We start from the raw sequence: 22,039 nt of genomic DNA, 5'->3' as shown, positions 1-22,039 counted from the left end.
AATCGGCGTCGCTGATACAGGAAGCCGCCGCGATGCGCGGCGGATAAGCGTTACATCACGTGCGCCCAGGGATGCCGCGCAAAATGCAGCCGTTCGAATGCTTCGATTGCGGCGAGCGAATCGAGCGTGATATCGACGGTATCCATGCCTTCGATCACCATGCGCTTGTGACGCGCGCCGATCGGATACGCGTACCGTTCGCCCGATGCGGATGTGACCGTCTGCGTGTCGAGATCGATCGAGATCGACGCGCCCGGCGTTTCGATCGCCTCGTGCATCAGGGCATCGATCGCGTCGCGGTTGAGCTGCACGAGCAGCAAACGGTTGTTCATCGCGTTCGAATAGAAGATCTCCGCGAAGCTCGGCGCGATCACCGCCTGAAAGCCGTATTGCTGCAAGCCCCACACTGCATGCTCGCGGCTCGATCCGCAGCCGAAGTTCGCGCCGCCGATCAGAATGCGCGCATTCGCATAAGCGTCCCGGTTGAGCACGCAATCCGCACGCGGCATGCCTCGCTCGTCGAAGCGCAGGTCGTACAGCAGACCGTCTGCAAGACCCGCTTTGTCGATGATGCGAAGGAACTGCTTGGGCATGATCTGATCGGTGTCGAGGTTGTCGATCGGCAACGGCGCGGCGCTGCCCCGGATGATCGTAAGTCGCGTCATGATGTGACTGTCTCCAGTGTGCGGACATCGGTGATGCAGCCGGTCATCGCGGCGGCTGCCGCCATCGCCGGACTCATCAGATGCGTGCGGCCGCCGCGTCCCTGGCGGCCTTCGAAATTGCGGTTGGTCGTCGATGCGCAGCGTTCGCCCGGGCCGAGCACGTCGTCGTTCATTGCGAGGCACATCGAGCAGCCGGGTTCGCGCCACTCGAAGCCCGCGTCGATCAGCGTCTTCGCAATGCCTTCCGCTTCGGCTGCACGGCGCACGCTGCCCGAGCCCGGCACGACCATCGCGCGCACGCCGGGCGCGACATGTCTGCCGCGCACGATCGCGGCCACCGTGCGCAAATCCTCGATGCGCCCGTTCGTGCACGAGCCGATGAACACACGGTCGATGCGCGTGCCGGCAATCGACCGGTTCGCGCTCAGTCCCATGTAGTCGAGCGCGCGGCGCAGCGATGCGGCGGCTTCGGGCGTCGTTTGCGCGGCTTCGCCGGGAATCGGCTGATCGATGGCGACGGCCTGATCGGGACTCGTGCCCCACGTGACGAACGGCGCGATGTGCCGCGCGTCGAAGCGATGCTCCGCGTCGAAATGCGCGCCGATGTCGGAATGCAGGCCGCGCCAGTCGTCGAGCGCGGCTTGCCAGGCCGTATCGTCGAGTGAAGGTGTGTGAGTGCGCACATAGTCGAAAGTCGTCGCATCGGGCGCGATCAGCGCGGCGCGCGCGCCGGCCTCGACGGTCATGTTGCACACGGTCATGCGCGCTTCGGCGGAAAGCGAAGCGATCGTCGAACCGGCGAATTCCACGGCATAGCCGCGCGCCCCTTGCGCGCCGATCTTGCTGATGATCCAGATGACGACATCCTTCGACGACGTGCCGTACGGCAGCGCGCCGTCGATGGTGATACGCATGGTCCGCGCGAGCCGGTACACGAGCGTCTGCGTCGCGAGCACGTGCTCGACCTCCGATGTGCCGATGCCGAAGCCCAATGCGCCGAGCGCGCCGTATGTCGTGGTGTGACTGTCGCCGCACAGCACGACCATGCCGGGCCGAATCAGCCCGAGTTCAGGCGCGACGATATGCTCGATGCCCTGCAGCGGATCGTTCGCCGCGAAGAGCCGGATGCCGGCGCGTTCACAGTTGCGCGCGAGGTTCTGCGCCTGCAACAGCGACGCGGCATCGCGAATCACGCGGGGCGTTTCCGCATGCGTGGGAATGATGTGACTCACGACGGCGAGCTGCTGACGCGGACGACGCACCACGCGGCCGCGCGCATCGAGCGCGCTGAATGCCTGCGGGCTCGTGTACTCGTTCATCAGATGCAGATCGGCGTATAGCAGCACGTTGTGTTCGTCGATGTTCGTTACGGTATGCGAATCAACTAACTTTTGATAAAGGGTTCGGTTGGACATCGGATCACTCGCTCAGGAAAGGCAGTACGCGTTCGAGCAGTCGCTCGGGCGCTTCTTCGGGAATGTAGTGGCCGCAAGGCAGCGCCTCGCCCTGCACATCCGGTGCATACGCCCGCCACTCGGCGAGCGGATCGAAACATTGTTCGATGACGCCCTGCGCGCCCCACAACGCCATGAATGGACAGACGATCCGCTGCTGCGAAGCGAGTGTCGCGCGGTCATGTTCGAGGTCGATGGTCACGCTCGCGCGATAGTCCTCGCAGATGCCGTGCGCCGTATCGGGATCGGAGAGACAACGCAGATATTCCGCGTAAGCCGCCGGCGTGAACGGCGCGAGGCCGGCGCTGCGCGCACCGATGGTCTGCCTGAGATAGAGATCGGGGTCCGCGCGGATCAGCGTCTCCGGAAACGGCGCGGGACGCACGAGCATGAACCAGTGCCAGTAGGCGCGCGCGAAGTCGAACGTGGTCTGCTCGTACATCGCGAGCGTCGGTGCGACATCGAGCGTGACGAGGCGCGTGACCGCATCGGGATGATCGAGCGCCATGCGCGCCGCGACACGCCCGCCGCGATCGTGGCCGATCACCGCGAAGGTCTCATGGCCGAGACCGCGCATCATTTCGATCTGATCCAGCGCCATGCGGCGCTTCGCGTAGTTCGCGTGATTGGCCGTGCCCAGCGGCTTGCCGCTGTCGCCGTAGCCGCGCAGATCGGCGGCGATCACCGTGAAATGCCCGGCAAGCGCAGGCGCGACCTTGTGCCAGATCGCATGCGTTTGCGGATGCCCGTGCAAGAGCAAAAGCGCGGGACCACGCCCGCCCTGGATGGCGTGAACGGATATCTCGTCGACGGTCGCCGATACGTCCCTGAAGCCTTCGAACATGATTGTCTCCTGATCGTGATTCGAGTCTAATTGATGAATCTGGCGATTGGGTTTCCTGAAAAGCATTCCGGTCGTAACTTTCAGGAACGAATCAAAGACACTCTGGAGCGACGACATGGATGGCTTTTCCGACCTGAACCTGTTCGCGCTCGTGGCGCGGCATCGCAATCTCGCGGCGGCCGCGCGCGAGCTCGGCGTGACGCCGCCCGCGGTCAGCAAGCGGCTCGCGCAACTGGAACGGCGCCTGGGCGTGCGCCTGATGAACCGCACGACGCGGCGTCTGAGCCTCACGCCCGAGGGCGAGTTGTATCTGTCGAACGGCTCGCGCATTCTGGACGAGTTATCGGAACTGGAACATCTCGTCACGCAAAGCCGGGGCGAACCGACGGGCTTGCTGCGCGTGAACGCATCGTTCGGATTCGGCCGTGCGCGTATTGCACCGGCGGTGTCGGAATTCGCCGCGCGCTATCCCGCGATGAAGATCCTGCTGCATCTGACGGATCGCCCGGTGAGTCTTCAGGATGAAGGCTTCGATCTCGGCATCCGCTTCGGCGAGGTGCCGGATGCGCGCATCAACGCTCGGCTTCTGCTCGAAAACAGGCGCGTGGTGTGCGCGTCACCCGGCTACGTGGCGCGACACGGCGAGCCTTCCGTGCCGCACGATCTGACACGGCATGCGTGCATCGTTTTGCGCGAGAACGAATCGGCTTACGGCACATGGCATTTCTCGCGCGGCAAGCGCACGGAGACCGTGAAGGTCGACGGGGCGCTGTCCAGCAACGACGGCAGCATCGTGCTTCATTGGGCGCTCGAAGGACGCGGGATCGTCGTGCGATCGCAGTGGGAAATCGAAGGACATCTCGCGAGCGGCGAACTGGTGCCCTTGCTATCGGACTGGGCTTTGCCGGATGCCAATATCCACGCGATCTACCTGGAGCGTAACCAGCTTTCGGTGAAGCTCAGAACGTTTGTCGATTTTCTTGGTGAGTATCTGCGCAGGCCGGCGCACGATAAGAAGTGAGGAACTCCATGCCTGATGTGCGGCATGAATCAATAGACGTTCGCGGATGCGAATATGCTACGTCATCCTAATGGCTTCGGGTGATCTCGTTGCTCAAGCCTGTCTCCGTTGATTCGTTTTGTTTTTTACATGGCCGATATCGATGCCGCTGAAAGCAGTGCCCGCGGCAATCGCACCCGCGCCGCCCTGCGCTCAATGCACGTTTTCGTCGAGCACGAGCAGGTTGTCGTGCGAAAAACCGAGCGCGACCGGCTGCCCGCGCTCCGGCAGAATCCGGTTGGGGTCGTTGAAGATATCGAGTGAAACGACTGCGTTGCTGACCCGCGCGCGAATGCGCACCACAGCGCCGAGAAAACTGATTTGCTCGACGGTTGCCGCGAGCGAATTCCGCCCGTTCGACGGCGGCTCCAGCATGATCGCCTCGGGACGCAGCGCCAGCAATCGCTCCTTGCCGGCATCGTCCGGCGGCAGCGGGCGCGATGTCACCAGCTCCTGACCATCGACGGCAATGCGTCCCGTCGCGGGATCGATCACACGTCCGGCCAGAATGTTGAGCGTCCCCACGAACGACGCCACGAAGCGCGTGCGCGGGAAATTGTAGATATCAAGCGGCGAACCCACCTGCTCCACGCGCCCGTCGTTCATCACGACGATGCGGTCGGAAATCGACAACGCCTCTTCCTGATCGTGCGTGACGAAGATCGATGTAATGCCGAGCTCGCGCTGCAGCGCGCGGATATCTTCGCGCAGCGACACGCGGATTTTCGCGTCGAGCGCGGACAGCGGTTCGTCGAGCAGCAGCACCTGCGGTTTGCTCGCAAGAGCGCGCGCCAGAGCGACGCGCTGCTGCTGTCCGCCCGACAATTGCCACGGATAACGCACGGCGAGATGCGGCAGCTTGATCAGTTCGAGCATCTCGGCCACACGCGCGTCGATCTCTTTCTGCGAGCGCTTCGCCACCTTCAACGCGAAGCCGATGTTCTGCGCCACCGTCATGTTCGGAAACAGCGCATACGCCTGAAACACCATGCCCACGGCGCGATCGCGCGTGCGCATATGCGTGACGTCGCGTCCGTTCAGACGGATCGTGCCGCGCGTGGGCGTCTCGAATCCGGCGATCATGCGCAGCACCGTCGTCTTGCCGCAGCCGGACGGGCCGAGAAACGTGATGAATTCGCCCTGCTCGATCGCCATATCGAACCGGTGCAGCGCGACGTTCGGCCCGAACGCCTTGTGAAGATCGTCGATTTCGAGAAATGGCATGGGTCGCGGCCTCGTCGGCTCAGGTTTTATGGCCGGCCAGCGCGCGCGCCGATCCGAACACCTGGATCAGCCCCATCGATGCCCACGTGACGATGAACGCGATGATCGCCAGCGCCGATGGCTCGTATGCGCGATTCGCGCCGATCAGTTGCAGGTAAGGTCCGAACGCCGGCCGGTCCAGCAGGCTCGCGATCGTGAATTCGCCGATCACGACGGCGAATGTCAGGAACGCGCCGGACAGAATCCCCGAGCGCACGTTGGGGAAGATCACGCGAAAGAGGATCGTCGTCCAGCCCGCGCCGAGACACTCCGCGGCCTCGGTGAGCGAGCGGACATCGACGGCGCGCATGCCCGCATCGACGGCGCGGTACATGTACGGCAACGACAGCGTGACATAACCGAAGATGAGCAGCAGATCGGTCGCGCGCTCGTTGCTGGTGAGCGGCAGAATCGAACTGCTGTTATAGATGCGCAGATACCCGAAGACGATCACGATGGCCGGTATCACCAGCGGCAGCAACGTGATGAACTCGACGACGGGCCGCAGCTTCGGCAGACGCAGTTGCACCCAGTACGCGGTGGGCACGACCAGCAGCACGCCGATCACAATGGTCAGCAGCCCCATCAACACCGAATAGCCGAACGACGCCTGAAAATGCGGATCGCCCAGAACAACGCGATACGCTTCGAAGCTGTATGCGTCGCGGCGCATGCGCAGGCTGAACTCGAACGTCGCGGCGAGCGGAATCAGGAAATACAAGGTGCCGATGATCATCGCGATCCAGGCGCCCGCGCGCGATTGCGTTTTCATCGACGTCCCCTTTCGGCTCTCGCACGCAACCAGATGTAGCCGCCGTTCGACAGACCCGTGACCACGATCATGCCGAGCGCGAGCGCGTAGCCGAGGTTCTGGTTATGCAGCACATCGCCGCGAATTTGCGCGTACAGCAGGATCGGCACGATATTGAGCGAGCTGCCAGTCAGCGCGTAGGCCGTGGCCACCGCGCCGAACGCGTTGGCGAAGAGCAGCAGCGCCGCCCCGAGCAGACTCGGCCACAAGACCGGCAAGCCGACGTAGCGCCAATACTGCGCAGCCGAGCCGCCGAGACAGTCGCACGCTTCGCGCCACTCGCGTTTCAGACCGTCGAGCGCGGGCGTGATGATGAGAACCATCAACGGAATCTGGAAGTACAGGTAGGTAATGGTCAGCCCGAGAAAGCTGAGGATGCTGAAGCCCGTGGAATAGAGATTGAAGCCGAGATACTTGCGCGCCAGCACCGTCACGAGGCCCACGCGCCCCAACGTGCAGATGAATGCGAAGGCGAGCGGCACGCCCGCGAAATTGGACGCGACGCCGGAAAACGTCATCAGCGTCGGCCGGATCCACGCGGGCAGCCGGCCATGCACCGCCGCCCACGCGAGCAACGCGCCGAACACCGTCCCGCCGGCGGAAGACGCCACGCTGACCTTCACGCTGATCCAGTAGGCATCGAGCACGGCAGGCTGAAACAGCTCGCGCAGATTTGCCAGCGTGAAATGTCCCTGCGCGTCCTGAAACGCGCCGATCATCAGGAAAGCCGTGGGCAACAGCAGAAACAGCAGCGCAAACGCAAAAAACGGCGCGACGCCCGCATAGGTGAGCCAGCCCGCGCCACGGCTTGCGCGTGTGTGACCGGACTGCGGCGCGGGCGCGGCCGGCGTCAGCAGGTCGGGGCCCGATGCGCTCATTCCTGCGATCTCGCGCGCGGCTACTTCACGTTCGCGCCGACGACCTGATCCCAACCTTTGGTCACCGCGTCTTTGGTGGCGTTCTGTTGATCGAGCGTCGGGAAAACCGCATTGCCGTACGCCGATGCCGGCGGCAGCTTCGCGAGCAGCGCTTGCGGCACTTTCTTCTGCGCGACGAGCTCGTTGTAGCGCATCGGATGGCAATAGCCCGCGAGCCAGCCGAGCTGACCTTCATCGGAATAAAGGAACTCCATCCACAGCTTCGCGGCGTTCGGATGCGGCGCATAGGCGCTGATCGCCTGCACATAGACGCCCGCGACCACGCCGGTCTTCGGCACGATGACCTGCACTTTCGGATTGCCCTTGAGCGTGTCGCGGTCGGCGAGCGCGTTGTAGTCCCATCGCACGATGATCGGCGTCGTGCCCTGCGCCAGCGACGCCGCCTTGCCGATCACCGGCACGAAGTTGCCGCTCTTGTTCAGATCGGCGAAAAATTTCAGGCCCGCCTGATTGGCTTTGGCCGCATCGCCCTTGCTTTGCGAAAGGCCCGCCGCATACACGGCCTGAATGGCCTGATTCGCCGAGCGCGGGTCGCCTGCGAGCGATACTGCGTTGCGATACTCGGATTTGAGCAGATCGCCCCAGTCGGCCGGCGGCTTGTCGATCATGTCCGCGTTGACTTCGAACGCCAGCACGCCGTAATAGTCGCCGTACCAGTAGCCTTCGGCGTCTTTGGACTCAGCCGGGATCGAATTCCACGTCGATACCTTGTAAGGCTGCAACAAGCCTTCCTTCTTCGCGGACGGACCGAACGACAGACCGACATCGATCACGTCGGGCGCTTGCGGTCCCTTGTTGCCCTTGTTCGCCTTGATGGCTTCGATCTCGTCGCCCGAACCCGCATCCGGATTGAGTTCGTTGACGTGGATGCCGTACTTCGTCTGGAACGCGGCGATCAGCGCACCGTATCCGCACCAGTCGTGCGGCAAGGCGATCGTCGTCAATTGCCCTTCCTGCTTCGCGGCGGCGACGAGCGCGTCGGGTGGCGCAGCCGACGCCGTGCCTAGACCAGCTCCCGTCAGTCCTGCTGCCGCGGATATCGAAAGGATTCGGCCCGCCCAGCTACGCTTCATCGTCATCGCTGTTCCCATCAGGAAGGTAGTGCGTTGAAGAGTTCCGCCGATTGCTGATGCAGGCTAGATTCAAATCCTCAAATTTGCAAGCAGCCAAAATGAACGAGAGTGCGGCGCGCCGTGGCCGAAGGTCACATCGCGTAGATTCTGACCGCGTTGTCGTGAAAGAGCGCCAGCCGGTCCGCGATGGAATACGGCGCGGCGATCGCCTTGAAGCCGTCGAAGATATCCGTCATGCGGTCCACGACGCCGTCCACCGGATAGTTGCTGGCGAACGAGCAGCGCTGTGCGCCGAACACGTCGATCGCGGTACGCACGATGCGCCCGTTCGCCTCGATGTTCCAGCGCTGCCCCGGAATGCAGATTCCCGAAATCTTCAGATGCACGTTCGGCTCGCGCGCCACCACGTCGAGCGCATTGCGCCAGCCTTTCAGCCCTTCGTCAGAGCGGTCCGCCGGGAGCCCGGTGTGATTGATGACGATTTGCGTTTCCGGGAAATCGCGCGCCAGTTCCGCCGCCTCGTTGAAATGCCACCAGAACACCTGAAGCTCGAACAGCAGACGGTGGTCGCGCAGTTTCGCGTAGCCGTCGCGCCATGTCCGATCGCGCATCGATCCGGGCGCGACGAAATCATCCGCATGATCGGCGCGCGCGACCGCAGTCGGCTTGTGCCGGATACCCCTGACCAGCGGATGCCGGCCATAGGCATCGAGGACGGTGTCCACGTCTTCGCGGTCGAGCCAGGCCTGAGCGCTCATCGCGTGCGGAAAGCCGTGCTCGCGTTGCAGCGACTCGACCCAGCGCAGTTCGCCGAGCGGATCGGCCGGATTCCATTCTCCTTCGATGAGCACCGTCTTCACGATCTTGTGATGCCCCGCCGCACGAAAATAATCGCCGGGCAGGAAGCTGCGCCGGATCGCATCGTAGTTGCCGTAGCGGAAGTTCTGCACCGGCTCGTCGGCGAGCCACGGATAATAATTGCGCTCGATGTCGAAGAAATGCTGATGCGGATCCGCGATCGGCAGATCGTCGTCCGAGCCGCTCTCGAGAAACCGGCGGCGAAGTTCGTCGGCGTTTGACACGGGCATCTCCTTTTGCTTAAACCACGACGCGATAGAACCGCTGCGCGTTCCGATAAAAGATCTTCTCCAGCGCATCACGCCCGAGCGGTTCCAGCATGCTTTTCATGCTGTGCACGAGGACGTCGTAACTCACCCGCAAACCGGCGACGGGGAAATTGCTCGCGAACATGCAGCGATCGACGCCGAATATCGAAACCGCATCGAGGACGATCTTCCGGTTATCGTCGTAGTTCCAAGGCGCATTCTTCAGACCGAACTCCGACAGCTTCACCGACACGTTCGGCTGCTTCGCGAGTTGTTCCATCCCGCGACGCCAATGCGACAAGCCTTCGTCGCTCCGGTCCCACGGAAAGCCGGTGTGATTCAACGCGATTGGCGTATTCGGGAACATGCGCGCTACATCGGCGGCATCGGCGAGATGCCACGGCGGCACGCGCAAGTCCCACGAAAGGCCGAATTTCTCCAGCAGCGAGAAGCCGTGCAGCCACGCCGGATCGCGCATGGTTCCGCGAATATCGTCGATGCGATCGGCGGGACTTCGCGACGTCACCGGCTTCGAACGAATCCCCCGCACGAGCGGATACGCCGCATGTTGAGAGAGAATATCTTCCGTGTCCGGCCGGTCGAACCACGCATGCGCGATCACCGCGCCCGGAAAGCCGTGTCGCTCGTGAACCTCATGCAGCCAGCGCGTTTCGGCAACCTGTTCATCGCGCGCGCGTTCCGCTTCGACATGGACCGTTCCGATCACGGGTTGCGCGCCCGCCGCCGCCAGATAGTCTTCCGGCAGAAAATCCCGGCGCAGGCTGCGGTAATCGCCGAGAAAGAAGTCTTCGTGATAGTCCTCTTGCAGCCACGGATAGCGCCCCATCGAGAGATCCCACAGATGATGATGCGCATCGATGATCGGGATGTCATCCATCCGGTTCGGCGTCGCGTGGTTTCGAGCGTGCAATGAATCCTCGTTCATGGTTCAGTTCGCGGGAAGAAAGCCCGTGGACACCCACGGTACGGCCACCAGAACGAGCAGCGCCACCGCGAGCGCGCCGAGATAAGGCCACACGCGCTTCATTGCACCGTCCGGATCGACTTTAGCAATCGCGCAGGCTGCATAGAAGCCCACGCCGAACGGCGGCGCGAAAAGCCCGAGGCCCATCGCGAAGATCGCGACCATCGCATAGTGGACTTCGTTGATGCCGAGTTGCCGCGCAACTGGAAACAGCAGCGGGCCGAACAGCACGATCGCCGGAATGCCTTCGAGAAAGCTGCCGAGCAACACGAACGCCACCGCCGATATCAGCAGGAAGCCCATCGAACCGCCGGGCGCCGTCGACATGAGTTGCGCGAGCTGATGCGAGAAGCCGGATTGCGTGAGCGCCCAGGCCATCGCCGTCGCGCAGCCGATGATGATCAGAATCGCGCCCGACAACGAAGCCGTGCCGACGATGATCGGATAGAGCCGGTTCCAATTGAACGAGCGATAGAACACGAGCCCGACGACGAACGTATACGCCACGCCGACGGACGCGACTTCGGTCGCCGTCGCGATGCCTTCGACGACCGCCGCGCGGATCACGAACGGCAACGCGAGCGCCGGCAGCGCGAACAGAAACGCCCTGCCGACTTCACGCGGCTTCGCGCGTTCGACTTCCTTCAGTTCGCGCTTGCGGTTCTTGAGCCAGATCACCGCGATCATCGCGAGCGCGCCCACGACTGCCGGCATGAAGCCGCCCGTGAACAACGCGGAGATCGATACACCCGTCACCGAGCCGATAGTGATGAGCACGAGACTCGGCGGAATGGTCTCCGACATCGCGCCTGACGCGCTCAACATCGCGACGAGTTCGTTCTCGTCCTCGCCGCGCTTCTTCATCTCGGGGAAAAGCGCGGGCGCAACGGCAGCCATATCGGCGGCCTTGGAGCCCGATATCCCGCTCACGAGATAGATCGCGCCGATCAGCACATACGACAGCCCGCCCTTGAAATGCCCGATCAGCGATGCGAGAAAGCGGATCATGGCCTGCGCCATGCCCATTGCTTCGATGAGCGCGCCGAGGAACACGAACAACGGAATCGCGAGCAGGATCAGGCTCGACATGCCCTCGTCGATGCGGCCCATGACGACGAGCATCGGCGTCATCGTCACCGTGTTCAGATACGCGACGGTCGACAAACCGAACGCGACCATGATCGGCACGCCGATCGACACCATGAACACGACGGCCACCACGAAGAAGATCACGAGGTTCCAGTTGCCGAGCGAAGTCATCGCGGCCTCGAACGTCATCAGCAAAAGCGCGATGCCGCCGACGACAACCGCCGCTATCACGAAGTGCATCGCGCGCGCCTGCTCCATGAGACGCGCGACGGAAATCGCGAGCATCAGCGTGAGGCCGACCGCGAGCGCCGCGACGCGATAACCGTTGGAGATTTCCAGCGCCGCGCTCGTGATGGCCCACTCTTCCGACACATACTCCCACGCCGGCGACAACAACATCACGATGAACGCGATGACGATCACGGCGCCGAACGTATCGACGAAGGCACGCTTCGCTGGCTTCAGATGCGCGACGAACGTCGTGAGCCGCATGTGCTCGTTGCGGCGCAATGCGATGACGGTCCCGAGCATCGCGAGCCAGATGAAGAGCAGCGTCGCGAGTTCGTCGCCCCAGATCAGCGGATCGTGCAGCACGTACCGATAGAACACGTTTGCGAACAGCAGCATCACTTCGGCCACCACGAGCGCTGCTGCGCAGAGTTCGGCCGACCAGCGGATGCAGGCATCGAGGATATGACCCGCTCGTGCAACCGGACCGGGCGGTTTGCTCGCAACCTGAACAGGCAGGCTGCCCATCGAAACGTCAGTGCTCATGATCCGCTCCTTGCTCACGAAAGCTGCCCGGCATACTTCTCCAGAAGTCCCCATGCCGCATCGCCGTATTTCTTCTTCCATTCGGCGTAGAAGCCCTTTTGCTGCAGATCGGTGCGGAACGCCTGCTGATCGACCTTATTGAACGTGACGCCCTTGGCCGTGAGCATCGGCTCCAGACTCTGGTTGAGACGGATGACTTCCTCGCGCTGCTTCATCGCGGCTTCGTTGATGTTGCGTGCGACGATGTCCTGCACGTCTTTCGGGAGCTTCGGCCAGGTCTTGCCGCTCGCGAGCAGCCAGAAGCCGTTCCAGATGTGTCCCGTCAGCGAGCAATACTTCTGCACTTCATAGAAGCGCGCGGACTGCACCACGACGAGCGGATTCTCCTGCCCTTCGACGACCTTCGTCTGCAGCGCGGAGTACGTCTCGTTGATGCTGATGCCGGTGGGTGCCGCGCCGAAGGTCTTGAACATCGACGTCCATAGCGGGCTGACCAGCACGCGGATCTTGAAGCCCTTGAGGTCGGCAGGCGTCTTGATGGGGCGCGTCGAACTCGTGATCTGGCGGAAGCCGTTGTTCCAGACCTTGTCCATCGCGATCAATCCCGCTTTCGCGGCCTGCTCGCGCACGTGCTTGCCGAGATCGCCGTCCATCGCGGCCCAGACGTCGTCGTAGTTCTTGAACGCGAACGGCACGCTTTCGATCGATGCAATCGGCACGAGCGTCGACAGAATCGCGCCCGGCAGCGGAATGAAATCGACGCCGCCCGCGCGCACTTGCGAGAGCATGTCGGTGTCGCCGCCCATTTGCGCATTCGCGAACACCTGAAGATCGACGCGGCCGTTCGTCTCCTTCCTGATCGCTGCCGAAGCCTCGCGCATGTGCGCATTGAGCGGATGGCTGTCCGGCAAGCTGCTCGCGTATTTGAGGACGATGGGCGCAGTCTGCGCGAATGCGCGGTTCGGCAATGCGATGCCCGTCGCGGTCGCGGCCACGGCGAGTCCCGCCGTCGTCAGGAAATCCCGACGTGTGATGGTTCCACTCATGTTTGTCTCCTGAACTTCGTGATGCGCGTTTTGATCGCGTCTTTACTAGGCCAGCGCTACGACGGCGTTCTCTTCGATCAACCGGTCGACTTCGGCCGCCGCATAGCCCGACTCCATCAGCACTTCTCTCGTATGCTCGCCGAGCAGCGGCGCAGGACGATTGCCCGAGCGTTTTGCATCGGAGAAGTGAATCGGCAGGCCGAGACCTCTGACCCTGCCCGCACGCGGATGGTCGGTTTCGACGACCATCTCGCGCGCAATCGTCTGCGGATGCGCGAGCGCCGCCGCGATATCGAGCACCGGTCCCGCGGGCAAACCGATGCGATCGAATTGCGCCATCCATTCATCCGTCGTGCGGCGCACGAGCAGTTCATTGAGGATCGCGACGAGCGCCTCGCGGTGCTGAAGCCGCAGTGCATTCGTTGCGAAGCGCGCATCGCTCGCGAGTTCGGGCGCATCGAGCACGTCGAGCAGGCGTTCGTAATTGCTTTGATTGGCCGCGCCGATATTGATCCAGCCGTCGCGCGTCTTGAAGACCTGATACGGCGCGCTTGTCGAATTCGCGGAACCCATCTTCGGCAGAATGGTGCCGTCCGCGAGATAGCTCGCCGCAGGCCAGAACATCTGCTGCAAGCCCGCTTCGAAGAGCGATGTGTCGACCATCTGGCCGCGCCCGGTGCGAAGCTTCTGCGCATAGGCCGCCGCGATGCCGAGCGCCGCGAGAATGCCCGAGTTGATGTCCGCCACGGGTGAGCCTGCCTTGACCGGCTCGCGTCCTTCTTCGCCCGTCATGCTCATCATGCCGCTCATGCCTTGCGCGATGAGATCGAAGCCGCCCTTCTCGCCGAACGGTCCGGTGCGGCCGAAACCCGAGATCGCGCAATAGATCAGCCCAGGATTGAGTTCCTTGAGCGTGTCATAGCCGAGACCGAACTTCTCCATCGTGCCGGCGCGATAGTTCTCCGTGACGACATCCGCGTCCGACAACAATCGCTGCAGCACTTCGCGGCCGCCCTCGCTCTTCAGGTTCAGCCCGATGCCGCGCTTGTTGCGATTGACGATCATGAACGACGCGGATTCGCCGCTCGGCAGAATCGGCGAGAAGCGGCGAGAATCGTCGCCGTCAGGCACTTTCTCGACTTTCACGACATCCGCGCCCATATCGGCGAGCATCATGCCGCACACGGGGCCGGACATGATATGCGCCAGTTCAACCACTTTCATTCCACTCAGCGGACCCATTTCACTTTCCCTTGAAGACTGGTTTCTGTTTTGCATTGAATGCTTCCGCGCCGATGCGAAAGTCCTCCGTATCGAAGCAATCGAACGCAGACTCGATCTCGTCGGCCGACAGCGCGGGCGCGCGCGTGAGCCTGTTCGACGCGGCCTTGTGCCAGCGCGCGACGAGCGGCGCGCCACGCGCGATGCGCCGCGCGGTGGCGATGGCTTCATCCTCCACGGCATCGTCGGCGACGACACGCGATGTCAACCCTTTGGCGAGCGCTTCCCGTGCATCGAAGATGCGTCCTTCGAGCACGATCTCCATCGCGACCGCGCGGCCCGCGAGACGAATCAATGCGCCGAGTTCCGCGTAAGACATCGTGAGTCCGAGTTGTCCGACGGGCGCGCCGAAGCGGCTCGATTCGCCGCAGACGCGGATATCGCAGAGCGACGCGATCTCGAGTCCGCCGCCGACGCAGACGCCATGAATCATCGCGACGACGGGATGCCGGCAACGCTCGATGGCATCCATCGCCGCTGTCGTGATCTCCGCATAGGCGCGCGCCTGATCGCGGTTCGATCGAAGCGCCGCAAACTCGCCGATATCCGCGCCTGCCGCGAATGCCTTCATTCCCGCGCCGCGCAGCACGACGCATCGAACGCTGTCATCGTCCGAGAGCTGCTCCATCGCCGCGCCGAGATCGCGCCACATCGAAAGCGTGAGCGCGTTCATCTTGTCGGGGTTGTCGAGCGTGACGATGGCAATATCGCCATGACGCTCGATGCCGAGTTTGTCTCCCATGTCTTCCTCTTCGGGTGGTCCGTCGTCAGAACGACGCTTCGAGCATCGCGTGATAGTCGCTTGCGGATGCATCGCGCGGATTGGTCTTGTGACTGTGATCCTTCAGCGCGCCTTTCACGATGTCCGGAAACATGTCGCGCGTGACGCCGACGCCGGAAAGCGTCGTGGGAAGACCGAGGCGATTCGTCATCTCCCTGATCGAAGTCCCGACGTTCGCCGGATTTTCGAGGCCCATTGCCTGCGCGAGACGTGGAAGCTTTCCCTCTTCATGAACCGATCTGGATTCCTGATTGAATGCGATCACGGCAGGCAGAAAGATCGCGTTCAATGTACCGTGATGCAGACGCGGATTCATGCCGCCAAGCGAATGACTGAGGCTGTGCACGCATCCGAGGCCCTTCTGGAACGCGAGCGCGCCCTGCATCGACGCGCTCATCATGTTCATGCGCGCGATCCTGTCGTCGGGATGCGTCGTGGCGCGCTCGATATGACGCCATGCGCGCCAGAGTCCGTCGAGCGCGATGCCGTCCGCTGCGGGATTGAACGCGGGCGCCATGAACGTTTCGATGCAATGCGCGATTGCGTCCATGCCGGTCGCGGCGGTCATCGTCGCGGGCAGCTTGAGCGTAAGTTCCGGATCGCAGATCGCGGACTTCGGCACGACGAACGGCGATATCACGCCGACCTTTCTGCCGTCGTCGAGAATCAGAATCGCGCCGCGTCCGACTTCGCTGCCGGTGCCCGCCGTGGTCGGAATCGCGATGACCGGCGCTGTGGCCGACGTGATGCGTGTCGCGCCGCCTTCGATCACCGCGAAGCTCTGCAACGGGCCGTCGTGGGTCGCGCAAACGGCCACGCCCTTCGCAAGATCGATCGACGATCCGCCGCCCACCGCGATGATGCCGTCGCAACGTTCGGCGACGAACACGTCGACCGCTTCGCGCACCGCTGCTTCGTTCGGATTCGGCGGCGTGCCGTCATACACCGGCACCTCATGATCCGCGCTCAAGGCCGACAGCACCGTGTCCACGATGCCCGCCGCCTGGATGCCGCGATCCGTCACGATGAGCGGCCGGTTGATTCCGATCCTTTCGCATTCGCTCTTCACGAGGCGCACGGCGCCGAAGTCGAACTGGATCTGCGTGATGTAGTTGATGAGGGCCATGTTGATCGACAGTTATAGGTACACGGAAACCCGACTAGCAGGAACCCTGATCGATACGGGTTAACGTTAGGCTTTAAGGCCTGCGCAATGCGGGTTTGATGCGGCAGTATAGGCAGCGGCCAAAGCGGCCGGAATTGACAGTAATGAATACGGGTATAACTATTCCTCAACTCTGCGCATGACTCCTTCGCTCAACTCCATCATTTCCCGGCTGCATCTCAAGCAGTTGCGCCTGCTGATCGCGCTCGCCGATCATGGTTCGCTCCTGAGCGCGGCCAAGCAGGTCTCGCTCACGCAGCCCGGCGCAAGCAAGGCGCTGCACGAGATCGAAACGACCTTCGGTACCGCGTTGTTCAACAGGACGAGCCGAGGGCTGGAGCCGAACGACATCGGCAATTGCGTGATTCGCTATGCGCGGCTGATTCATACCGATGTAGCGCATTTGCGCGAAGAGATCGTCGGCATCATGCGCGGACATGGCGGGCGCGTTTCGGTCGGCGTCATCATGGGCGCGGTGCCGCGCGCGATCGAAGCGATTTCGTCGCTGGTCACGAAGCATGCGGAGATGTCGGTCGAGATCGTCGAGGATACGAGCGCCGCGTTGTTGAGCCTCATCGATGCCGGAAGGCTCGATCTCGCCGTATGCCGCACGACGATCAGCCAGACGCCCTTTCTCTACGACAGCGTCAATCTTCAGGATGAGACGCTGGCGGTCATCGCGAATCTGAGCCATCCGTTTCAGAAGGCGCGCAGGCTTCACCTGAAAGACCTTGCCGACGTGAGATGGGTCGTCTATCGCGCCAACATGCCGATGCGCATGCTGCTCGAGCGCGAGTTCCGCGAAGCCGGAATCCGCTTTCCGCTGCATCTCGTCGAGACCACTTCAGCATTCGCCACGCTTTCGCTATTGCAAAGCAATCCGACTTTCGTCGCGCTGGTCTCCATCGACGTGGCGGAGTTTTTCACGCGACATGGCATGGCGCGCATGCTTCCGCTCAAGCTGTCCTCGAAAAGCGAACCCTACGAACTCGTCACGCGACGCGGCGCGCCGGCGTCCGCGGGCGCGCGCCTGTTGATGGACGAACTGCTCGCACAACACATCGAGCCGGAAGACGCGCTCAAGCCATGACCTCGCGTTATAGCCGTAGTCGCAACTCTCAGTATTCCGTCTCGAACGTCTTGTCTACACTCCGCCGCAGCCGAATCGAGTCGGCAATGACCTCAACGGAGACAGCTTCATGGACGAGACTTATCTGCGCCGGCACTTCTTCAGGAACATCGCGGCACTCTCTGCCGGCGCACTCGCGGCATCGGTTATCCCGGGCAGTGTCGCGGCCCAGACGCAGACGCCCGCTGAATGCGAAGCCGGCGTGATCGCGGCAGGCGGACCCGATGTGCAACGCAGATACATCGGGACACCTACGGGTTATTTCATGGTGCTGCGCATGGGCGACAACGTCTTCGAGCACCTGACGACGTTCGCGCTCGCGGAGAACATTCCTGCGGCGAGCCTCACAGGTATCGGCTTCGGTCATCCGACGTTCGGCTTCTGGAACGCGGCGAAAAAGGACTTCGATGCGAAGACCTTTCGCAATGTCGAGATGGGCAGCCTGACAGGATCGGTCGCGTGGAAAGAAGGCAAGCCGTCGATCCACATGCACGGCATGGCCGGCGACAGCAACTTCAACGCGTGCGGCGGCCATCTGCTGAATCTCGAAGTGGGAACCGGCTCGATGGAAATCACGCTCATCGTTCATCAGAAGCGGCTTGAGCGCGCGATCGATCCGTGCATCGGCGCGAATGTGCTCGGCATCGGATGATGCATCGCGGAAAACGCGGTGTTGCGAGGGCAGGCGCCGTCGATATTTGACGTGGAATCAAGATTCTTTCGCGTTTCAAGCGGTTTTTTGAAGGAATCGAACCGGTCAGAATCACGTTCATCGACATTGAACGACACATCGGACCGGAGAACGCCTTCCATGAATCAGATTCCCGCCTTCGGACTCGGCACCTTCCGCCTGAAAGATCAGGTCGTCATGGATTCCGTGCGCAACGGGCTCGAACTCGGCTATGGCGCGATCGACACCGCGCAGATCTACGGCAACGAAGCCGAAGTCGGCGAAGCGATCGCGGCCTCGGGCGCACCCCGCGCGGACATCTTTCTGACGACCAAGATCTGGACGGACAACTACGCGCGCGGCAAGCTCGTCCCGAGCCTGAAAGACAGCCTGACGAAGCTGCGTGTCGATGAAGTCGACCTCACGCTGATCCATTGGCCCGCGCCGGACAACGGCGTGTCGCTCGATGAATTCATGAGCGCGCTCGCGGATGCGAAGGCGCAAGGTCTCACGAAGCAGATCGGCATCTCCAACTTCAATATCGAATTGACGAAGCAGGCCATCGCCGTGGTCGGCAAAGAGAACATCGCGACCAACCAGATCGAGTTGAGCCCGTATCTGCAAAATCGCAAGCTCGTGCAGTTTCTTCGCGAGCAAGGCATTCACGTCACGTCGTATATGACGCTCGCTTACGGCAAGGTGCTGAAGGACCCGGTCATCGGCGAGATCGCGAAGCAGCATCACGCGACACCGGCACAGGTCGCGCTCGCTTGGGCGCTGCAACTCGGCTACTCGGTGATTCCGTCGTCGACGAAGCGGGAAAATCTCGCAAGCAACCTGCTCTCGCAGCAGCTCAAACTGACCGCCGAAGACATGGCGCAGATGGCCGGACTGGAACGCAACGGCCGTGAAGTCAGCCCCGAAGGCCTCGCGCCGGTGTGGGACTGAAACTCACATGCACGTTTTGTCCTGCTATGAGCGATCGCTGTCCTTTGTTCCGTAGACACTCGACGCGCTCAATGGCGCGTGCCGGACGTGGAAACGAATCACGTCCGCCAGCCGCGCGATGATCTCGTGCATCGCCACACCGGGTTTGAATATTTCAACGACGCCGTGCTTTCGCAGAAACGAAGCGTCCTCATCGGGCACGATTCCGCCGATGGCGAGCGGGATATGCACGCACCGTTCCGCAAGTTCATGCTGGAGTCGCGGCACCAGCGTGCGATGCGCGCCAGCAAGCGACGAGACGCCGATTACGTCATGCGGCCGTTCGGCGGCGAGCTTCGCAACCTTCGCCGGCGATGCGAACAATCCTGTGGTCGTCACGTCGAAGCCTGCGTCCTTCAGCGCAGACGCTACGACGTTCGCGCCGCGATCGTGTCCATCAAGTCCCAGTTTCGCGATCAGCACGCGCGGCTTTCGGCCTAGCTCGTCGCTGAGTCGCGCGACGCGAGCGCATGCCGTGCGCCATGCGTGATCGTCATGGCGACACTCTCCGTATGTGCGCGTCGTATCGGCCGATGCCGGTTCATGACGCGGCCAGACCGATTCGAGCGCGCGCGTGCATTCACCCACGGTGGCCCGGGCGCGCATGCAATCGATCGTCAACGCAAGCAGGTTGCCGTCATCGTCGTGCGCGGCGCGCGTCAATGCTGCCAACGCGGCGCGCACACGATGCTCATCGCGCCGGCGCATGACATCGGCGATTCTGCGCGACTGCTGAACACGCACGCGTTCGCCATCGATTGCGAGACAAACGGGTGATTCGTTATCCGAATCATCTGGAATGAACTCGTTCGTGCCGACGATCACCTGCTCTCCCGAATCGATGCGCGCCTGCGTCATCGCCGCACGCTCCTGAATCCGCCGCTGCACCCAGCCCGTGCGAATGGCTTCGATAGCCCCGCCGCGCGCCTCGATTTCGTCGATGATCTCGCGCGAGCGCTCGGCAACGTTCGCCGTCAGCGATTCCATCATGTACGAGCCCGCCCACGGATCGACGACATCGCACAGACCCATTTCGTGCTGAAGAATCAACTGCGTGTCGCGCGCAAGTTGCGCGGCGGATGCGGACGGCAACGCCAGCGCTTCATCGTGCGCGTTCGTGTGCAGCGACTGGGTGCCGCCGAACACGGCCGCCATCGCTTCGACGGTCGTGCGTACGATATTGTTTTGCGTCCGCGTCGCGCTCAACGACCAACCCGACGTCTGGCAATGCATCCGCAGCGCGCGGCTCTTCGCCGTCGTCGCGCCCGCTTCTTCGGCGATGCCCGACCAGATCAACCGCGCCGCGCGCAGCTTCGCGATCTCCGTATAGAAATCCTTGCCGGTCCCGAAGAAGAAGCTCAGTTGTCCGCAGACGGCATCGGCGCTCAGGCCACGCGCGCGCATCGCGCGAAGATACGCGAGTGCGTTGGCGAACGTCAATGCAAGCTCCAGCGATGCATCCGCGCCTGCTTCCTGAAAGTGATAGCCCGACACCGATAACGCCTTGAAACGCGGCATATGCTCGCTCACGAAGCGCGCGACATCCGCGACGATGCGCATCGACGGTTCCGGCGCGAACACGTAAGTGTTGCGCACCATGAATTCCTTGAGGATGTCGTTCTGCACGGTGCCCGCGAGCGATTCCATCGCGATGCCGCGCTCATCCGCCGCGACGATGTACGCCGCGAGCACCGGCAGCACGGCGCCGTTCATCGTCATCGACACGGAGACGCGATCCAGCGCAATGCCTTCGAAGAGCCGCGCCATATCGTCGACGGTATCGATCGCGACGCCCGCAAGACCGACATCGGCGCGTGCTTCGTCGTCGGTGGAATCGTAGCCGAGTTGCGTCGGCAGATCGAAGGCAACGGACAAGCCCTGCGCGCCGCGCTCGAGCGCCCGGCGAAACGCGAGGTTCGAATCGGCGGCGTCCGCGTAGCCCGCGTACTGGCGGATGGTCCACGGCCTGGTCGTGTACATCGACGCATACGGCCCGCGCACGAACGGCGCGGCGCCCGGCATCGAGCCGAGATGCGCGAGACCTTCGAGATCCGCCGATGTATAGAGCGGCTTGCGCGGCACGCGATTCATGCGCGTCTCCGTGTCTTGTGCGTCAGCACATCTGCGATTTTCAGGCCGTCGCTCGCGCGCTCGATCTCGCACCAGTGCGCGATGCGCGCATCATCGACGAACGCGCGGCGAAACGTCAGCCGCAACGCGTCCCCGACGTTGATGTTGCCGTGATAGTGCAGCTCGCGCGATACCAGCGCGGGTGTTTCCGCAAGACGCCAGGTCTGCCATTCCGCCCGATCGACGAACGCCTGAAAGCTCGCGAAGTACAGAAAATCCGCGCCGTTGAAGTCGTTGTACGGACACGGCAGAAATTCGACGGGCGCACGGTTCGCATCGTGCAGATCAAACCCGTCGATGCGCGCCCCGCTCTCGCGCAGGCGCAGTTTGCGCGCCGCTTCCTGCATGCCGGCGACGACGGGACTCATCGGCGCGATCTCGCCTTTGAGGTTTGCGAAGCTCGCCCGCGCGACCGAGCGATTGTTGCGCGCCTCGGTGCGTCGCACGAAGGTGGACATCATCGACAGCGATGCATGTGTGGCGTCCCCGCCATTCACGCGATGTTCGCTGAGATGCCGCACCGGCCCGATGCGCGACAGTTCGGTGCGTATGCGCAGCGTGTCGTTCTCGCGCACATCGTGAATGCCGTGGGCGCGCAGGCGGATCGACGTGAATGCGGCATACGCGCGGCTGCCTTCGTCGGAGATGAAATCGCTCGCCGTTTCGCGTGCGAGCGCATCCCAATGCCGGTCGCCGCACTCCTTCAGCAGCCAGTTCTCAGAGAGTCCCGCGAAGTTGAGCTGCGGCATGCCGGCGCGATACAGATCATCGTGATGAGGCATGACGCA

Annotated in this window: 20 protein-coding genes; 4 read left to right on the top strand and 16 right to left on the bottom strand. The window is 62.8% G+C overall.

Going from position 1 to position 22,039, the window contains the following annotated elements:
- Positions 1-50 precede the first annotated feature (50 nt).
- Genes leuD through AWB76_RS14140 form a run of 3 tightly spaced genes read right to left on the bottom strand, consistent with a single transcriptional unit; the run spans position 51 to position 2,963 of the window.
- Positions 51-665 carry a 3-isopropylmalate dehydratase small subunit gene (gene leuD, locus AWB76_RS14150; RefSeq protein WP_061160752.1) on the bottom strand — a complete coding sequence of 205 codons (615 nt, stop codon included), beginning with the start codon at positions 663-665 and terminating at the stop codon, positions 51-53.
- Complete coding sequence (gene leuC / locus AWB76_RS14145) at positions 662-2,080, bottom strand: 3-isopropylmalate dehydratase large subunit (RefSeq protein WP_061160751.1); 1,419 nt, start codon at positions 2,078-2,080, stop codon at positions 662-664. Before leuC ends, leuD begins: the two co-directional genes overlap by 4 nt.
- Before the next feature lie 4 nt (positions 2,081-2,084).
- The gene (locus AWB76_RS14140; protein WP_061160750.1) at positions 2,085-2,963 is read right to left on the bottom strand and encodes an alpha/beta fold hydrolase; all 879 of its coding nucleotides are present in this window, start codon (positions 2,961-2,963) and stop codon (positions 2,085-2,087) included.
- A gap of 115 nt (positions 2,964-3,078) precedes the next feature.
- On the opposite strand from AWB76_RS14140, the gene AWB76_RS14135 reads away from it, so the two are divergent.
- Positions 3,079-3,984 carry a LysR family transcriptional regulator gene (locus AWB76_RS14135; RefSeq protein WP_061160749.1) on the top strand — a complete coding sequence of 302 codons (906 nt, stop codon included), beginning with the start codon at positions 3,079-3,081 and terminating at the stop codon, positions 3,982-3,984.
- 192 nt (positions 3,985-4,176) lie between these two features.
- On the opposite strand, the gene AWB76_RS14130 is transcribed toward AWB76_RS14135, so the two are convergent.
- The 11 genes from AWB76_RS14130 to gbd all read right to left on the bottom strand — a co-directional run bounded on the left by AWB76_RS14130 (position 4,177) and on the right by gbd (position 16,296).
- Positions 4,177-5,247 carry an ABC transporter ATP-binding protein gene (locus tag AWB76_RS14130; protein ID WP_061160748.1) on the bottom strand — a complete coding sequence of 357 codons (1,071 nt, stop codon included), beginning with the start codon at positions 5,245-5,247 and terminating at the stop codon, positions 4,177-4,179.
- A 19-nt stretch (positions 5,248-5,266) separates the two neighbouring features.
- Complete coding sequence (locus AWB76_RS14125; protein WP_061160747.1) at positions 5,267-6,058, bottom strand: ABC transporter permease; 792 nt, start codon at positions 6,056-6,058, stop codon at positions 5,267-5,269.
- The gene (locus tag AWB76_RS14120; RefSeq protein WP_061160746.1) at positions 6,055-6,975 is read right to left on the bottom strand and encodes an ABC transporter permease; all 921 of its coding nucleotides are present in this window, start codon (positions 6,973-6,975) and stop codon (positions 6,055-6,057) included. Before AWB76_RS14120 ends, AWB76_RS14125 begins: the two co-directional genes overlap by 4 nt.
- Positions 6,976-6,995: 20 nt before the next feature.
- On the bottom strand, positions 6,996-8,114 hold the full coding sequence (locus AWB76_RS14115; protein ID WP_061160745.1) for an ABC transporter substrate-binding protein: 1,119 nt from the start codon (positions 8,112-8,114) through the stop codon (positions 6,996-6,998).
- A gap of 125 nt (positions 8,115-8,239) precedes the next feature.
- A complete protein-coding gene (locus tag AWB76_RS14110; RefSeq protein WP_061160744.1) occupies positions 8,240-9,196 on the bottom strand; it encodes an amidohydrolase family protein in 957 nt (318 codons plus the stop codon).
- Positions 9,197-9,206: 10 nt separating this feature from the next.
- Positions 9,207-10,112 carry an amidohydrolase family protein gene (locus AWB76_RS14105; protein ID WP_096031300.1) on the bottom strand — a complete coding sequence of 302 codons (906 nt, stop codon included), beginning with the start codon at positions 10,110-10,112 and terminating at the stop codon, positions 9,207-9,209.
- A 51-nt stretch (positions 10,113-10,163) separates the two neighbouring features.
- Complete coding sequence (locus AWB76_RS14100) at positions 10,164-12,044, bottom strand: TRAP transporter large permease (RefSeq protein WP_061160742.1); 1,881 nt, start codon at positions 12,042-12,044, stop codon at positions 10,164-10,166.
- A gap of 32 nt (positions 12,045-12,076) precedes the next feature.
- Positions 12,077-13,108, bottom strand: coding sequence for a TRAP transporter substrate-binding protein (locus AWB76_RS14095; protein ID WP_061160741.1), 1,032 nt, complete (start codon positions 13,106-13,108; stop codon positions 12,077-12,079).
- Between the two features lie 45 nt (positions 13,109-13,153).
- Positions 13,154-14,332, bottom strand: a complete 1,179-nt coding sequence (locus AWB76_RS14090; protein WP_208606567.1) for a CaiB/BaiF CoA transferase family protein — start codon at positions 14,330-14,332, stop codon at positions 13,154-13,156.
- Positions 14,333-14,351: 19 nt separating this feature from the next.
- Positions 14,352-15,131, bottom strand: a complete 780-nt coding sequence (locus AWB76_RS14085; RefSeq protein WP_061160739.1) for an enoyl-CoA hydratase/isomerase family protein — start codon at positions 15,129-15,131, stop codon at positions 14,352-14,354.
- A gap of 25 nt (positions 15,132-15,156) precedes the next feature.
- Positions 15,157-16,296 carry a 4-hydroxybutyrate dehydrogenase gene (gene gbd, locus AWB76_RS14080; RefSeq protein WP_061160738.1) on the bottom strand — a complete coding sequence of 380 codons (1,140 nt, stop codon included), beginning with the start codon at positions 16,294-16,296 and terminating at the stop codon, positions 15,157-15,159.
- Between the two features lie 178 nt (positions 16,297-16,474).
- Here gbd and AWB76_RS14075 point away from each other — a divergent pair, with 178 nt between their 5' ends.
- The 3 genes from AWB76_RS14075 (at position 16,475) to dkgB (ending at position 19,082) form a co-directional block, all read left to right on the top strand.
- A complete protein-coding gene (locus AWB76_RS14075; RefSeq protein WP_061160737.1) occupies positions 16,475-17,425 on the top strand; it encodes a LysR family transcriptional regulator in 951 nt (316 codons plus the stop codon).
- 109 nt (positions 17,426-17,534) lie between these two features.
- A complete protein-coding gene (locus tag AWB76_RS14070; protein ID WP_061160736.1) occupies positions 17,535-18,116 on the top strand; it encodes a PPC domain-containing DNA-binding protein in 582 nt (193 codons plus the stop codon).
- Between the two features lie 159 nt (positions 18,117-18,275).
- A complete protein-coding gene (gene dkgB, locus AWB76_RS14065) occupies positions 18,276-19,082 on the top strand; it encodes a 2,5-didehydrogluconate reductase DkgB (protein ID WP_061160735.1) in 807 nt (268 codons plus the stop codon).
- Between the two features lie 24 nt (positions 19,083-19,106).
- On the opposite strand, the gene scpA is transcribed toward dkgB, so the two are convergent.
- Entirely contained in the window at positions 19,107-21,212 is a 2,106-nt protein-coding gene (gene scpA / locus AWB76_RS14060; RefSeq protein ID WP_096031299.1) for a methylmalonyl-CoA mutase, read from the bottom strand.
- The gene (locus tag AWB76_RS14055; protein WP_061160734.1) at positions 21,209-22,033 is read right to left on the bottom strand and encodes a Pnap_2097 family protein; all 825 of its coding nucleotides are present in this window, start codon (positions 22,031-22,033) and stop codon (positions 21,209-21,211) included. The genes scpA and AWB76_RS14055 overlap by 4 nt, the downstream gene beginning before the upstream one ends.
- Between the last annotated feature and the right edge of the window lie 6 nt (positions 22,034-22,039).

Origin of the sequence: Caballeronia temeraria, from assembly GCF_001544795.2 — a bacterium.
Classification (GTDB): Bacteria; Pseudomonadota; Gammaproteobacteria; order Burkholderiales; family Burkholderiaceae; genus Caballeronia; species Caballeronia temeraria.
The sequence above is the reverse complement of the archived record's forward strand: the minus strand, read 5'-3'. Positions and strand labels throughout refer to the sequence as shown.